The sequence below is a fragment of the Methanomethylovorans sp. genome (assembly GCF_050177135.1).
Taxonomy (GTDB): Archaea; Halobacteriota; Methanosarcinia; order Methanosarcinales; family Methanosarcinaceae; genus Methanomethylovorans.
The window spans coordinates 1-14,724 of sequence record NZ_JBFXHJ010000049.1; the positions used below are offsets into that span (position 1 = coordinate 1).

The 14,724-nt window shown below is 46.5% G+C and carries 13 protein-coding genes; 9 read left to right on the top strand and 4 right to left on the bottom strand.

What is annotated here, in order from left to right:
• The 3 genes from gatE to hdrA2 all read right to left on the bottom strand — a co-directional run.
• A partial coding sequence (gatE, locus tag AB7U21_RS05740; RefSeq protein ID WP_428387632.1) for a Glu-tRNA(Gln) amidotransferase subunit GatE occupies positions 1 to 1,547 on the bottom strand: 1,547 nt, incomplete at its 3' end.
• Positions 1,548 to 1,627: 80 nt separating this feature from the next.
• A complete protein-coding gene (locus AB7U21_RS05745; protein WP_333787594.1) occupies positions 1,628 to 2,944 on the bottom strand; it encodes a 4Fe-4S binding protein in 1,317 nt (438 codons plus the stop codon).
• Positions 2,934 to 5,294 carry a CoB-CoM heterodisulfide reductase HdrA2 gene (gene hdrA2 / locus AB7U21_RS05750; protein WP_333787610.1) on the bottom strand — a complete coding sequence of 787 codons (2,361 nt, stop codon included), beginning with the start codon at positions 5,292 to 5,294 and terminating at the stop codon, positions 2,934 to 2,936. The genes AB7U21_RS05745 and hdrA2 overlap by 11 nt, the downstream gene beginning before the upstream one ends.
• A gap of 457 nt (positions 5,295 to 5,751) precedes the next feature.
• Here hdrA2 and AB7U21_RS05755 point away from each other — a divergent pair, with 457 nt between their 5' ends.
• Positions 5,752 to 6,354: a TetR/AcrR family transcriptional regulator gene (locus AB7U21_RS05755; RefSeq protein ID WP_428387635.1), complete on the top strand. Its 603-nt coding sequence runs from the start codon at positions 5,752 to 5,754 to the stop codon at positions 6,352 to 6,354.
• Positions 6,355 to 6,555: 201 nt separating this feature from the next.
• On the top strand, positions 6,556 to 7,359 hold the full coding sequence (locus AB7U21_RS05760) for a DUF1638 domain-containing protein (protein WP_428387637.1): 804 nt from the start codon (positions 6,556 to 6,558) through the stop codon (positions 7,357 to 7,359).
• Positions 7,360 to 7,397: 38 nt separating this feature from the next.
• On the opposite strand, the gene AB7U21_RS05765 is transcribed toward AB7U21_RS05760, so the two are convergent.
• Positions 7,398 to 8,495 (bottom strand): winged helix DNA-binding domain-containing protein, encoded by a 1,098-nt coding sequence (locus AB7U21_RS05765; protein ID WP_428387639.1) that lies wholly within the window; start codon positions 8,493 to 8,495, stop codon positions 7,398 to 7,400.
• Between the two features lie 230 nt (positions 8,496 to 8,725).
• Here AB7U21_RS05765 and AB7U21_RS05770 point away from each other — a divergent pair, with 230 nt between their 5' ends.
• The 7 genes from AB7U21_RS05770 to AB7U21_RS05800 form a co-directional block, all read left to right on the top strand.
• Positions 8,726 to 9,394 carry a hypothetical protein gene (locus AB7U21_RS05770; RefSeq protein ID WP_333787597.1) on the top strand — a complete coding sequence of 223 codons (669 nt, stop codon included), beginning with the start codon at positions 8,726 to 8,728 and terminating at the stop codon, positions 9,392 to 9,394.
• Positions 9,395 to 9,656: 262 nt separating this feature from the next.
• Positions 9,657 to 11,342, top strand: coding sequence for a hydroxylamine reductase (gene hcp / locus AB7U21_RS05775; RefSeq protein WP_333787598.1), 1,686 nt, complete (start codon positions 9,657 to 9,659; stop codon positions 11,340 to 11,342).
• 19 nt (positions 11,343 to 11,361) lie between these two features.
• Complete coding sequence (locus tag AB7U21_RS05780; protein ID WP_428387642.1) at positions 11,362 to 11,700, top strand: cupin domain-containing protein; 339 nt, start codon at positions 11,362 to 11,364, stop codon at positions 11,698 to 11,700.
• A 230-nt stretch (positions 11,701 to 11,930) separates the two neighbouring features.
• The gene (locus AB7U21_RS05785; protein WP_333787600.1) at positions 11,931 to 12,614 is read left to right on the top strand and encodes a sulfite exporter TauE/SafE family protein; all 684 of its coding nucleotides are present in this window, start codon (positions 11,931 to 11,933) and stop codon (positions 12,612 to 12,614) included.
• Positions 12,615 to 12,757: 143 nt separating this feature from the next.
• Positions 12,758 to 13,210, top strand: coding sequence for a DUF6141 family protein (locus AB7U21_RS05790; protein WP_428387644.1), 453 nt, complete (start codon positions 12,758 to 12,760; stop codon positions 13,208 to 13,210).
• A gap of 132 nt (positions 13,211 to 13,342) precedes the next feature.
• Positions 13,343 to 14,533 carry an alcohol dehydrogenase-like regulatory protein ErcA gene (ercA, locus tag AB7U21_RS05795; RefSeq protein WP_428387646.1) on the top strand — a complete coding sequence of 397 codons (1,191 nt, stop codon included), beginning with the start codon at positions 13,343 to 13,345 and terminating at the stop codon, positions 14,531 to 14,533.
• The coding region (locus tag AB7U21_RS05800) for a hypothetical protein (protein ID WP_428387648.1) at positions 14,520 to 14,724 on the top strand (205 nt) is incomplete at its 3' end. The genes ercA and AB7U21_RS05800, both read left to right, overlap by 14 nt.

A 14,724-nucleotide genomic window follows, 5' to 3' on the forward strand; every position in this document is an offset into this window, starting at 1 on the left:
AGCTCCGGCAGCATACCCGTAAGAGTACGGGAGATGAGAGTAGGTGTCACGATCTTCCCATCCTGGAAACGTGCGACCAGTTCCTCGAACAAGGGAAGATATGGCGAATACACTATCATATCTGCAAGCTCACTGCTTAAGCCCAGCTCAGCACTGAACCTTTTTGACTTGTCTGTAAGCAGTTCAGGCACCTGGATGCTCTCGAAATGGTCCTTTGATATGTCCGCCTGGGGTACATCGGTCTCAGGGTACATCCTGGCAGCTCCCGGCAGTGGCCGCAGGTAGGAACTATTACCATCCGAAAGTGCCTTGCGTGTCTCTTCCGGCACACCCATAAGAGCTTCCTTTGCTCTTTTTATCACACTTTCCATAGCGCCCCTGGCACGCTTCTCCACATCGGCCACCATTATGACCGCATCTCCGTCCTTTGCACCCACGGCCTGGCGCAGTGCAAGCACTTCTGCCTCTGTAATGCCATAGTTCGGAAGTTCATCGGTGTGGAATATCCCACCAACTCCCGATGTCTTGGCACGGTCAGAGAACTCTGTGCCAAGCCTTCTGCCAGGCTGGACTTCCCTGCCCACGAACCCGGCAAATCCCGGAAGCAGTATGGCAAGCACCTTGCCTTTCTTCAGGGACTTCTGTATGACCTTGGATGTGGTCCTTTCAAAGACACCGGTCACATCGAATATCTTATCATACACAGAAGCGTCTTTTGCCAGCAGTTCATCCCTGATGTCCAGCAGGTTCGCCTGACGCTCAACTTCCCTCTCCACAAGCATTTCCAGAATATCCAGTGCCTGTACTCCCTTAAGTTCCACCCTTGCACCTTTTGCGATAGAGATGTTCACATCCTGGCGGATAGTACCAAGGCCGCGTTTCACCTTGCCTGTGGAACGCAGCAGCATGCCTATCTGCTGTGCCGTTTCTTTTGCATGGGCAGGTGATATGATATCCGGTGCAGTGCCTATTTCCACAAGAGGTATGCCCAGCCTGTCCAGGGAATATATCACCACATCTCCCTGATCCTCTATTTTCTGACACGCTTCCTCTTCAAGACATAGCACATCTACACCCACATGTCCCTGGGAAGTTTCCAGATAACCGCCCTTTGCAAGGAAAGCAGTGCGCTGGAAACCGCTGGTGTTGGAACCGTCCACCACGATCTTACGCATTACGTGCATCTGGTCAACGGGCTGCATATGCAGCAGTTTGGTGATCACAAGAGCAATGTCCAGAGCTTCCGGGTTGACCTCAGTGGGGGGCTCATCATCATTTTCCACAAGGCACGTGGAATCATAGGCCTTATAGCAGTATTTACGGTTGAGCTTGGACTGTTCCAGGGCTGCCCTGTCAGTTTCCCCCATCTCACTGGCTGTGGGACGCAGGAACCTGAAGAACTCCGAAGTTGATTCCTTAATATCCCGTATGATCGTGGGGCACCTGCAGAACAGTTTCTGCTTTGAGTCCAGTTGCTGGTGGATCTCAAGCCCGCATTTCAAACCAAGAGCTCTGTAATCTAATTTATCAGCTATGTTATCAGCCATGAGAATTGATCCCCTTCAGGAATTTGGTCTTGTCTACAACTTTCTGACCGTATAGTAAGGCAAGTATTAATGATTGTTCCTTATTGTCCTTTCTTAAGTATCTGTTCCCTTATGCGAGCCCTCAGAGGCTCGACATCTTCGGATCTTTCCAGCATCCTGCGGATAGAAGTGCTGCTCAACGCCGGTGTGACCTTTTCAAGCCTCGCCCGTGCAAGTGCCAGGAGATTACCGTCTATGCTGGGAGGTTCAACTTCCACATGTTCTCTGGGCGGTTCCGGCTCCACTTCCAGGGTACGAGATACATCGGGAAGATTACGTTTTCCTGTAACCATGGAGTCAATGGCATCTTTCCACTGGTTCGCCCAGGGACTGTCCGGTATCTCGGTATGATGTATTACATGCCGGTCCACACGCATCACATCCTTAGGACAGGCATTCACGCAGGCACCGCAATAAGTACACATATCCTCTTGAATAGCGATCTTGCCATCTTTGGACACATACCACAGATGTGACGGACAGACATTGAAACACCCATGACAGCCCTGGGGGTCGCATTTGCTCACGTTGGGAGCTATAAGCGTGATCTTACCTTCAATGGGTTTCTTAATGTCCATTGCATCATACGGGCATACTATCTGGCACCAGGTACAACGGGTGCATTTCATATCATCTATGAGCACCCTTCCTGCCACAGGCGGGGCTTCGCCTCTTTTTTCACCGACCACACGAATGGCATCTTCAGGACATAGATCCTGGCAAAGGGTACAGTAATCGCATTTATCCTCATCCACCAGCAGCTGCTCGAAAGGTCTGACATCCGTGGGTGTCTTTTCTCTTTCGATGAGCAGGAATGCATCACAGAACCGAGCACATAGCCCACAAAAGTTGCATTTCTCCGTGTCTATTTCTATCTGACCTTCCATGCCTTCCTTAAAAGGCGAAACTTCAGCTTTGGTCGGCATGTCCAGTTCAAGCACAATGGCATCTTCAGGGCATGCTGCCTCGCATAGAGCACATGGGAGACACTTGTCATTGGTCCGCACAAAGTCATCGTACTGGGGGAACCTTTCCTGTAAAGGAAAATCACCCTCCTCGGCCATAGAATAAGCATGCATGGGACAGAACTGTACACACATGGAACAGAAAGTACACTTGTCCAGATCCATGGTCACCGGGGGAACATCCAACCCCATGGAGATCTCCTTCATAGGGCCAAGTTCCAGAGCCTTTGTGGGACAAAGACCTACACATATGCCACAGCCGATGCATCTTTTGTAATCATAGTCCAGTACTTTCCTGGACCTGTCGCTGATCTGCCTATAGATGAAGTGTGTACCATCCACATCCATTTCCTTTTCCAGGGACATGGATGTTTCATCGCGATCATCCGTCATTGTGCCCCTCCAGCAGCTCAGAACCTATGGGTCCTATCTCCTTGAGCTCATCCACAAAGCTTTCAATGGACCTGGCAAATCTTTCGCCTTCAGCTGCCGATATCCACTCCACTTTCAGGCGATGGGGATCGATACCGATGTCCTCTAGCACTCCCTGCAGCACTTCCATCCTCTTTTTGGCACTGTAATTGGCAAAGATGTAATGGCATTCGCCGAGCCGGCATCCTGCAACCAGCACACCGTCTGCCCCGCCCTTAAAGGCCTCCAGCACGAACTCCGGGTCCACGCGACCTGCACACATGACCCGTATAACTCTGATATTTGTAGGGTACTGGATCCTTGAAACGCCTGCAAGGTCAGCACAGGTATAACTGCACCAGTTGCAGAGGAATGCTACAATAAGAGGGAACTCCGATTTCATTTCGGTGGCCGCCCGCACCTGGGCCAGGATCTGCTTGTCGGTGCTGTTATGCATCAAGATGGCATCAGTAGGACATGAGGCACTGCATGCACCGCATCCGTAGCATGATACCTCATCCACGGTTGCCTTGCCATTGCTGACCTTGATCTTCCCGAACTGGCACACATCCTCGCATATCCTGCACCCTATGCATTTCTCCTCGTCCACATGGGCACTCTGCGGATCGGTTTCCAGTTCACCCCAGGAGAGTAATTGCATGGTCTTGGCCGAGGCTGCTATCCCCTGGGCAATAGCCGTTTGTATCTCCTTCGGACCTGAAGCACAGCCTGCAACGTAAATACCCTTTACATGGGAATCCACAGGTCTCATCTTGGGATGGGCAATGGCAAAGAAGCGGTCCGTACGGCGGGAAAGATTAAGGACCCTGGAGATCTTATCAGCATCATCCGGAGCTTCCAGCCCGGTGGAAAGTACCACAAGGTCATAGTGTTCTTCCCTTACCTCGGAACTTAATGTGTCCTCGAACCTCAGGAACAGCTTGTTATTGATATCCTGCTGTACCTCAGCCACTTTCCCCCGTATGAAATCAATTCCCATTGACTGAGAACGGATGTAATACTCTTCATACATCTCTCCGGCAGCCCGTATATCGATATAGTGGATGACTATCTCGATAGCATGATAACGTTCCTTGAGCAGCTGGGCATTCTTCATGGCGGACATGCAGCATACCCGCGAACAGTACGGATTGCCCACGGTCTCATCCCTTGAACCCACACACTGTATAAATGCCACTTTCTTTGGTATTTGCCTGGTGGAAGGCACCAGCACTTTCCCCCTTGTGGGTCCGGAAGCATTGAGCAGGCGTTCCAGCTCCATGTTGGTTATGACATCCGGGTAAACACCATATCCGTATTCCTCCTTGCGGGCTGCGTCAAATAGCTTGTAGCCGCTGGCAAGGATGATAGCACCCACTTTGATAGATATGGTTTCTTCTTTCATGTTGTAGTCAATGGCATCTGCAGGGCAGGCCTGCAGGCACAATCCGCAGCCGACACAATAATCGTTATCAATGTAAGCGATCTGAGGCACAGCCTGGGGAATGGGCATGTTTATCGCCTTGGTCCTGCCCATACCCATATCAAAACGGTTGGGGATCTCCACAGGACATACTCTTGAACATTCGTCCACGCATCCCTTGCATCTGTCCTCGATGACATACCTGGGTTTCTTTGTTATCATTACCTGAAAATTACCTGCAAAGCCTCTTACCTCGGAAACCTCGGCCATGGTCATAAGATCGATAGACGGATGCTGCTGCACATCGGTCATCTTGGGTGCAAGCACGCAGATGGAGCAGTCGTTGGTTGGGAACACCTCGTTGAGCAGTGCCATCTTACCACCGATCGTGGGCTCCTTTTCCACCATGTGCACATGATAACCGCTGTCAGCAAGGGTAAGAGCAGCCTCGATGCCAGCAACCCCCCCGCCTATGATCAGTACCCCCTTATTTGCAGGAACTTTTTTTATCTGGAGCGGATCCAGTAATTTGAGGCGTGCGAGACCCATACGTATGAGGTCAAAGGCTTTCTGGGTGGCAAGCTGGGGTTCTCCCATGTGCACCCAGGAGCATTGTTCCCGGATGTTCACCATTTCCAGCATGTACTTGTTGAGCCCGGCCTTCTGCAGCACTCTTCTGAAAGTAGGTTCATGCAGCTTAGGGGAGCAGGCTGCCACAAGGATATGATCAAGATCATGTGCCTTTATGTCCTCAGCTATGGAATCCTGGCCTGAATCCGAACACATGAACTGCAGATCCTTCACAAGCACCACATCCTTTAGCTTGCTGACCTTCTCCTGCAGGCTATGCACGTTAATGACGTGTGCGATGTTCAGTCCGCAATGACAAATATAGACCCCTATGCGCATCTTGACGGCTCCGCTAAGACTTGATGATCTGAGTAAAGATATAGTTTTGGATGTTAGGGTTTGCAGAGGAACTATTTTGGTGTAGACCATAGAGTTCGCAGAGAACACAGCTGTCTCGATCTTAATTAGAAACACCAATAGTAAAGGTCAATTGAAGAAAAAGGCCATGATCTGAAAAACCTGAATAATTAATCTGAATTCAATATTGAAAATTTGGATTAATGTACTACCAAAACCTACCAATTTCTACCAAATTGGTAGTTTCTAAAACTGAACCATTGTGAAAAACACAAAGGAGAAAGAGCTTCATGTACAGGTACAAGGGAATCAGAAAGATAAGCTGACATCAAAATCCCTTACTCAATATGAAGTGTGATCTAACCCTTCATGCATAAAGCAAATAGTTCTTATACAAGTGAACCATATTCCTTACTTACTAGTAAGTAAGTATACGATCATGGAAGAGATGAACACTACCAATCAACAGATACTCCATTACGGAAGAAACTTGTTGCAATGCAGAGGCTACAATGGGTTCAGCTACCGGGACATTTCCCAAAAGCTTGGCATAAAGAATGCAGCTATTCATCACTATTATCCCCAGAAGGAAGACCTCGTTGCAACCATATTTGAAGGCATAAGACAGCAATTTGCTGAGGATACTGCCAGAATGAGCGGTTCTGGCTGCTCGGCCCGTGAACAGCTGCAATATTTCTTTGATTTCATGCTGAAAGAATTCGACAAAGGCCGCAATATCTGCCCTATAGGTTCCCTTATTCTTGATTTTGAAGGGCTTCCTGATAAGGTAAAGGAACAGCATTCGTTGTTGCTGGATGATGTGCTGGCATGGTTTTCAGAGGTTCTGAAAACCGGCCTGGAAAAAGGTGAATTTAAGTTTTCCGACCCTGTAGATACGCGTGCAGAAGCTATACTTGAAACCTTGCTGGGAGCCAGGCAATTAGCCAGCATAAGGGGAAGAGGAACGCTTGAAAGATCGATCTTCCTGATAATGTCCGACCTGGGATGGAAGGATCGACCTTCCGGAAAAAGAACTTACTGAAAAATAGGCTCTGTAGCAAACATGAACATTATGTTTTAACCACTGAGTTCACAGAGAACACAGAGAATTGGAATCGTTATACATCTCCGTGGACTCTGTGTACTCTGTGGTTGCATCTGCTTAAAGGTAAGATTGTAGCATGACGATTTCTACAAAGCTGAAAAATACATCCCGACAACCAAACAAATATGGAGGAATTTGATGCCTACTATGACTATAGTTTCATGCAAGATCATGCAGGATGAGATCTTATGGATACTCGAAAATGACCCTGCGATCAATGAGATCATTGTTGTTGACAATGAGAACATAGGAGAATTTGTGGAAAAGCTCGATAGAACGAACATTAACTACACAACACTTCCCCTTGGGAATGTCTCTCCTATATGCGAAGCAGAAAATAAGTCCAAATACACTGTCCTGATCTATCTTATGGAACTGGGCCTGCACAGGAGTCCTAAAGAGCTGAAAAAGAAAGTATATGAGACAGTCGAAGTTCTTGCTCCTTATTCTTCGGGCATCTTACTTTTTTACGGCTTATGCGGCAATGTGCTTGGAAATATAGAAAAGGACTTTGCTGCCAATGCACTCTCATGCCCTGTGCATATCCTGAAAGACAATAAGGACAGGATAGTAGATGACTGTATAGGGGCTACTGTAGGTGGAGTGGATAACTACCTGAAGATACTTAAAAGCGTGAGTGATGCAGGGACGTATCTCTTTACACCCATGTATAGCAAAGGCTGGAGGGAACTGCTTGATATAAACAGCAGGCTGCACGGTGATCCGGAAAAGGCATTACAAATGATGAAAAAGACCCATGAGATGATCGGATACAAAAGGGTAGCAAAGATCAATACAGGCCTTACGTATACTGAGAACTTTGATGATGCAATAAAGGAATTCGCAGAAATATTCGATTTTGAGATACTGGAATTCAATAATGGTAACCAGAAGATCTTTGAAGAATGCTACCAGCAATTAAAAGCAGAGATCAAGGCATAATAGTTATCGGAACTGCAAAGCCATATCATATTGATATTTCACTCTATTATCACAGGCATCCCAAGGAATCTCCCATAGTGGTCTGCTGCTGCCGATAATTGCTCAAGTTCTTTTTCAGTGAACTCAACAAACGGCTGAGGCTTGATAATAACAGAACCTCTTTTGAAAGAACGACGCCATGTCCCTGCTATCCGGCCATCCATAACGATGGTCGACCTGAACATGCCATTGTTCCAGGGAACTATCTGATGGGCATATTGTGGATCAAGTATGGCAGTTCTATCTTTATATCCCAGCATATACTCGTCGAAGCCTGGCAGTAAATATATTCTCTGCATCTTTTCACACACATTTACTGTATTTGATGGCATCCAATAGGTCTGACCATCCACTGTGAATTGTTCCAGCTCTGATGCAACTGCTAAAAGACCGGCTCGTGCCTCAGTGATCTTAAGTCCCGACCACCATACGAAGTCCTGCAATGTAGCAGATCCTCTGCTGGCAAAATATCGCCTCGCAAGTTCAGCCAGAGCCTGATCACGCCCTAATATCTTCTTTTTCGACACCCACTCATCGAGTAGTACGAACGTTTGCTGTTTGCCGTCCTGAGGACCAAAACAGATCAACCCTCCCAGGGCAGCCCACCACAGAATATGATAGCCACGTTGTCCGGTTGTGGAGATATGTTCTTTCTCAAGCAGTGCATACATATCAGATCTTGTCAGCTGCTTACCGCCCTGCAATGCATTTGAAAAAATGTCTTTGCAGTGTGCAAAGGTCCCATTGTCAAGGTCCAGCTGCTGATGCCTTGTAGCGCTGCCTGCAATAATACGCGGGGCCACCAATCCCAGCAGCCAGTGAATGTCTTCAGCAGCCACAAAATGTAACGTACCGCGCATCAGCCATGTACGTACAATATCCCTGTCTGCAATTGCTTTCTCCACATCTGCATCTGTAGCATCTGACAGTCTTACGCCAATAGACCATTTAGCACCTGCATGATCCTGTGCCTGCATTGCCACGAGGTACTTGACCAGTTCGCCTGGATTGTCACATCCAGTACCTGCGATCCGCTGGTTGTGCAATCGAAAGCAGGGAATGTTCAATATGATCTTATCTCTTATTGGACCTGTCACCTGTTAAATTCTGCTGAACCCGGATTTATGTGTTTCTCTGAAAGCATGTTCAGACCATACATACCATCTTATGCTATGGTCGATACAGCTCTCCAATTTACTTCTCTCACTACCTTGCTATCGTTTTTATACATTTTTTTATTTGATCACATGCCTGCTTTTTATACAGAGTAAAGTTAAAATACTATTAATATATTTATACAGCTACCAATTATTTGAGGTGTAAAAAAATGAATAACGTTTGTTCAGAATGCAATGCTGATATTACAGAAGCCGAACACAATTTTTCCTTGCACAGATTTGACCGCCCTCTCTGCAGGGAGCATCAGAGATCACAGTACAGCCTAGATAATGAAGTTGCAAATGTCCAAGCCTGTACTGGTCATGAAAAAAGTGTTAATTCAAATAGTATCTCAGAAAAAGACAGCATCTTTATCGAGAACATGATCAAGGGCAGGATAGCTGAAACTCTTGTCGGGGAATTGTTCACATATTTAGGGTACAGTGTATTCAGGTACAATATGGCAAACAGCTTTCCCGGAGTGATGCAGCTCCTGAAAGGTGTTCGTGCCGATGCTGCGGTAAATATCAAAAGAATGCCTGACCTCGTGATACAGCATCCGACCAGCGGTGAAGTCTATTTCACTGATGTCAAGTTCAGGAAGAACGAAACATTCACTTTTGATGACATAGGACCGGATTATCCATATGAGAACTGCTACTTTATCATTGTGTCAAAGAAACACATAAAATGCATAACCTACGATGAACTGAAAGAAGGCAAGGAGATAACTCCATCTTCACGTAACTATCTCGGGAACAGGAAGGAATTCGAGCTGGACAAAGATGTTATCATCAGGTTCTGCGACTTTGCAGTTAAGTTCTTTGATGCAGCATAAAACATTGCATTTGCATCACCGAATGATCGAACAAGCATGGATAGGCTGTAATTAATGCTTAACAGAGGATTTGTAGTTCACTTTACCTTATAGAATAGCAGGAACTCTGAATAGAGCCTATCCTTCATATCTTTTTTTTATTTTTATCTTATTAGCCCTCAAAACATATTTCAGAGTATCCACATGGAAACTGCCCTCCTTATATGGTAGTATCCACAATATACTGGTATCAAAAAGATATCAAATTGCATAAGGTGAAAATATGTTTTGCTACCAGTGTGAGGAAACCCTTAATGGAACAGGCTGCACAAAGAACGGCGTCTGCGGAAAGAAAGAAGATGTTGCTGACCTGCAGGATGACCTGCTATATGTCCTGAAGAGTATCGCCTTCTACAACTCAAAGGCAAGGGCTAGCAAGCTCAATGAGGCAAAGACCGATGAGTTCATCCTTGACGGGCTTTTTGCAACAGTCACAAATACCAATTTCTGCAAAGCAGACATTCAGTCCATGATCGATGAAGGCTTTGACATTAAAGATGGGATCAAAAAGAAACTTCTCAGTGCAAAGGTCATTGACGAAGGTTCCAGTTCATCTTTCCCAAGATGGATAAAAGAAAAGCTATTGGGTGCCAGCCCGAAAGCCGGAGAGCCGTTGCCCCTTGTAGCAAAGGTTACTGCTGAAAGCCTGGCCAGCATAAACACGGGCATCCTTGCCACAGAGAACGAGGATATACGCTCCCTCAGGGAACTGCTGATCTACGGTGTTAAAGGCATGGCAGCGTATGCCCACCATGCAAGAGTTCTCGGATACACAGATGATGCGATCTCCGCTTTCATAGAGAAGGCTCTGCTGGCAACAATGGATGATGACATGGGTGTAGCCGAGCTCATTCCCCTGGTGCTGGAATGTGGTTCAGTGGGTGTTACCACAATGGCTTTGCTTGATAAGGCAAACACTTCCACGTATGGGAACCCAGAGCCTACAGCTGTGAACATCGGCGTCCGTAATAATCCGGGAATACTCGTCAGTGGTCATGACCTGCGCGATCTGGAACAGCTGCTTCAGCAAACCCAGGGAACAGGCGTGGATGTGTACACACATGGCGAGATGCTCCCCGCAAACTCATACCCTGCCTTCAAGAAATATGACAACTTTGTAGGCAACTATGGAGGTTCCTGGTGGAAGCAGAAAGAAGAGTTCGAGAAATTCAATGGTCCTATACTGATGACCACGAACTGTATCGTGCCTCCCAAGGATTCTTATCTTGACCGCATCTACACCACAGGTGTTGTGGGTTTCGATGGTGTCAAACATATAACAGCAAATAAGGATGGAGCAAAGGATCTCTCTGCGATCATCGAGCAGGCAAAGCAGTGTAAACCACCCGTGCAACTTGAAGAAGGCACCATCATGGGAGGATTTGCACACGTATCAGCTCTCTCTGTTGCCGATAAGATCATCGCAGCGGTCAAAGCAGGACAGATCAAAAAGTTCTTAGTGATGGCCGGATGTGACGGCAGGCACAAGGAAAGGGATTACTACACACAGTTCGCACATGCCCTGCCAAAGGATACCGTGATCCTGACAGCAGGTTGTGCAAAGTATCGCTACAATAAGCTGGACCTGGGAGACATAGGCGGTATCCCAAGAGTTATCGATGCAGGACAATGCAACGATTGTTATTCACTGGTCGTCATAGCCCAGAAGCTCGCAGAGGCATTCGGGCTGAAGGACATAAATGACCTGCCTGTATCCTACAACATTGCATGGTACGAGCAGAAGGCTGTGCTTGTGCTGCTTGCATTGCTGAGCCTGGGTGTGAAGAACATCATGCTCGGACCAACCTTGCCGGCATTCGTTTCGCCCAATGTGCTCAATGTACTGGTGGAAAACTTTAACATCAGGCCAAATTCAACTGTAGAAGAGGACATGAAGGTCCTCATCTAAATCTTTTCAGGTGATATGGATGAAGATCATCGATGTAAAAAAAGCCAATAAACAGGAGAATCCTCACGGTGTCTCTGTGAATAAATTATATGATACGGAACATGCACAGATAATGCACATGGAGCTGAAGCCAGGGGAAAGCCTGAAGAAGCACTCCACACCGACAGATGTATGTTTTTACATCCTTGAAGGAGAAGGCATTGTGGAGATCGGAGAGGAACAAGAACTGGTCTCAAAGGATATGCTTATAGAGAGTCCTGCAAAGATACCCCACAGACTGATGAACGAAGGAACAGAGAATTTCCGTTTCCTCGTGATCAAGGCTCCGCGGCAGACAGATCCTACGAAGATGATGTAAGAGCTTACAACAGCAATTCATTTTTAATTTTATTTTTCTTTTTTATATTTTTGTTTTCTTTATTTTTGATGTATTTTTCAGAAGAATATTTTAGACAAGAGTTTAGGTGTTACTTTTACATTCATTTTTAACATACTTAATCATAACATATTTATATGCTACCTGACATATAGTAGCACTAAGTGTTATTTATACTGACTTAAGCTGATTCTTAAGATAGAGGTGATCGAATGAATATATTGCCAGAGCCGGAGGTATTGCTCTCCGACATGAATTTCGTGCTGATCATATCCGCATTCCTCCTGGGTGCATTACATGCGCTTGAGCCTGGCCATGGCAAATCTGTAATGGCAGTGTTCGTTATGAGTACGCGTGCAGACCTGAAAGATGCACTTATACTGGGATTAACCGTTGTGTTCTCCCATGTGATAGTAGTGATCGCTCTAGGAGTAGCATCTATCTACCTTGTAAATACCCTGAATGCCGATATTACTCACGATATTATGAGCGTGCTCGGAGGTCTGATACTCATCGGTGTGGGTGCATGGGTACTACGCAGGTTCTATCACCATCATGAACATGATCACAGCCACCAGATCGATACTCGCAAAGGGGTGATCGCTATTGGGCTTTCTACCGGCCTGGTTCCCTGTCCGGCAGCTCTGGCTGTACTGCTCCTGGGCATTGCCACCAACCATGTGTACAATGGTTTGGTATACATACTTGTATTCAGCATTGGACTTGCTCTTTCCATAGTTTGCCTGTCTGTGATGTTTGTAAAAGGTCGTGGGTTCCTGCAGAGCTATGTGGGCAGCAGTAAACTGGAAAAATTACCCCTTGCAAGTGGTTCTGTTATTATTGCGATCGGATTGTTCACTCTGCTGCATCCGCTGATGGAACATTTCGGAATGTGATATCGCTGTGATCTCAATATTAGACACTCTTATATGAGAATACCACAAGATTCATATCACGGATATGCTCCCATGACATTATGAGCTCAGAAAGTACTGTCCTTTTCAGGGAAATGCAACGTTTCGATCAATGATGGCTCTGGTTGCTGGTCCTCATACCCACCTCTATGGTGTGGTATGGCGCCATACAGCAATTGATCTTTGGTAAAGACTTCGGTGAAAACCCTGCATCTGATACCGGAGTATCAGTACTCCTTGTTCTCTTTGGGATCCTGCTGCCCCTTTTCATGTATTCCCTCAAACTTATAACTGAAGTACGACAGGACGGGCTGTATGTACGATTCTATCCTTTTCACTTTTCTTACAGACGCTATCCCTATGAGAGTATGATCAGCTATAAAGTACGGGTATACTCCCCATTGAAAGAATACGGAGGATGGGGCATACGCTATGGACATAAGGGTATGGCTTACAATGTAAGCGGTGATCGTGGTGTGCAATTGGAACTCAAAGGTGGGAAAAATTTACTGATCGGCTCTCAGTATCCGGAAGAGCTTGTGCGCCACATGCAGAGCGCCATGAAAACCTATAGATGAAAATTGCCGCAGCGTGCAGCACAACATAATACTTTTATGCCTACATAGCCCAATCTATTATGGCAGTATCTTATTGTTAATAATTCACCGCTTATTCTTTGTGTATTGGAGCATACCGGGAGATGTAACTAAATGGCCAAGAAAGATGCTGAAGAACTGAGCAATATACTGCATACAGGCTTTCCCATCCGCAAGTTCGTGGCACCAGAGATCATTTTGGGTGATGGGTCCCGAAGTTTCATCGGCCAGTACGTCCGGAGTCTGTCTGGCCGGAACATATTCTTGATCAGCGATACAGGTGTCATTAAAGCTGGCTGGGCCGGAGAAATAGCGGATTATCTTAACTATTCAGGGTTAGAGGTAGTGACCTATGACAAGGTATCTCCAAATCCCCGGTCTGAAGAGGTCATGCGGGGAGCAGAATGTTATATGGAAGAAGAATGTGATGTGATCGTGGCTGTGGGCGGCGGTAGCGTTATGGACTGTGGCAAGACCATTGGTGCGGTTGTATCTAACAGGTGCAACGTCCTGGAACTGGAAGGAGTAGATGAAGTGGCTCTGCCTGCACCGCCTATCATATGCATTCCTACAACAGCCGGTTCCTCTGCTGATGTGTCTCAATTCGCTGTGATCACTGATGAACAGAAGAAACGCAAGTTCACTATAGTCAGCAAAATTATGCTACCAGACCTTGCACTTATAGATCCTGAGATGACCATGACCATGAGCCCCGAACTGACCGCAGCTACGGGCATGGATGCTCTGTGCCATGCTTTTGAGGCATACGTTTCAAATGCTTCCTCTGTCATGACAGATATGTATGCTTTGGAGGCAACTAAACTATTAGCAGAATATCTCCCAAAAGTGTACGCAGCTCCTGAAAATATCATATTCAGGGATCAGGTCATGCTGGGAAGCATGTATGCAGGCCTGGCTTTTTCCAATGCCAGCCTGGGTTTAGTGCATGCTATGGCCCATAGCCTGGGAGGTTATTTGGACTCCCCGCATGGTGAATGCAACGCCCAGCTTCTGGAACATGTCGTTGCCTTTAATTATTCCCAGGTACCGGACAAATACAGGGCTCTTGAAACTGCTATGTCTGGAAAGAGAACGTCAAAGAATAAAGGACCAGATGATCTGATACTCAAACTGCGCAATATGACCGACCAGCTGGGTATCAAACCTGGCTTATATAACATGGGGGTTAAAGAAAAGGACATTGAATTCCTCAGTCAGAATGCATTCCTTGACCCCTGTCTGGCTACAAACCCTCGTTCTGCCACTATAGAGGATATTGAGAGTCTTTACCATGCCGCACTCTGAAGAGGATCTCAGGCTGGATAGTCTACGAAAGAAGATTATAGGATTAGGTGAAACCTCGCACAGGAAGAGTTACTACCCTCAGCTACAGGAGCAAATAAGTGAGCTGAGCCTGATAATGCGTGCTTTAAAGGAAAGTGAGATCAAGTACCGTACCCTGGTAGAGAATGTCAATATCGGTATTTTCAGGACCG

Coding starts and splice junctions, on each gene's coding strand:
- AB7U21_RS05755 (WP_428387635.1), top strand. CDS start 5,752: ATGGAAGAGATGAACACTACCAATCAACAGATACTCCATTACGGAAGA.
- hcp (WP_333787598.1), top strand. CDS start 9,657: ATGTTTTGCTACCAGTGTGAGGAAACCCTTAATGGAACAGGCTGCACA.
- AB7U21_RS05770 (WP_333787597.1), top strand. CDS start 8,726: ATGAATAACGTTTGTTCAGAATGCAATGCTGATATTACAGAAGCCGAA.
- AB7U21_RS05745 (WP_333787594.1), bottom strand. CDS start 2,944: ATGACGGATGATCGCGATGAAACATCCATGTCCCTGGAAAAGGAAATG.
- AB7U21_RS05780 (WP_428387642.1), top strand. CDS start 11,362: ATGAAGATCATCGATGTAAAAAAAGCCAATAAACAGGAGAATCCTCAC.
- ercA (WP_428387646.1), top strand. CDS start 13,343: ATGGCCAAGAAAGATGCTGAAGAACTGAGCAATATACTGCATACAGGC.
- AB7U21_RS05760 (WP_428387637.1), top strand. CDS start 6,556: ATGCCTACTATGACTATAGTTTCATGCAAGATCATGCAGGATGAGATC.
- AB7U21_RS05785 (WP_333787600.1), top strand. CDS start 11,931: ATGAATATATTGCCAGAGCCGGAGGTATTGCTCTCCGACATGAATTTC.
- hdrA2 (WP_333787610.1), bottom strand. CDS start 5,294: ATGCGCATAGGGGTCTATATTTGTCATTGCGGACTGAACATCGCACAC.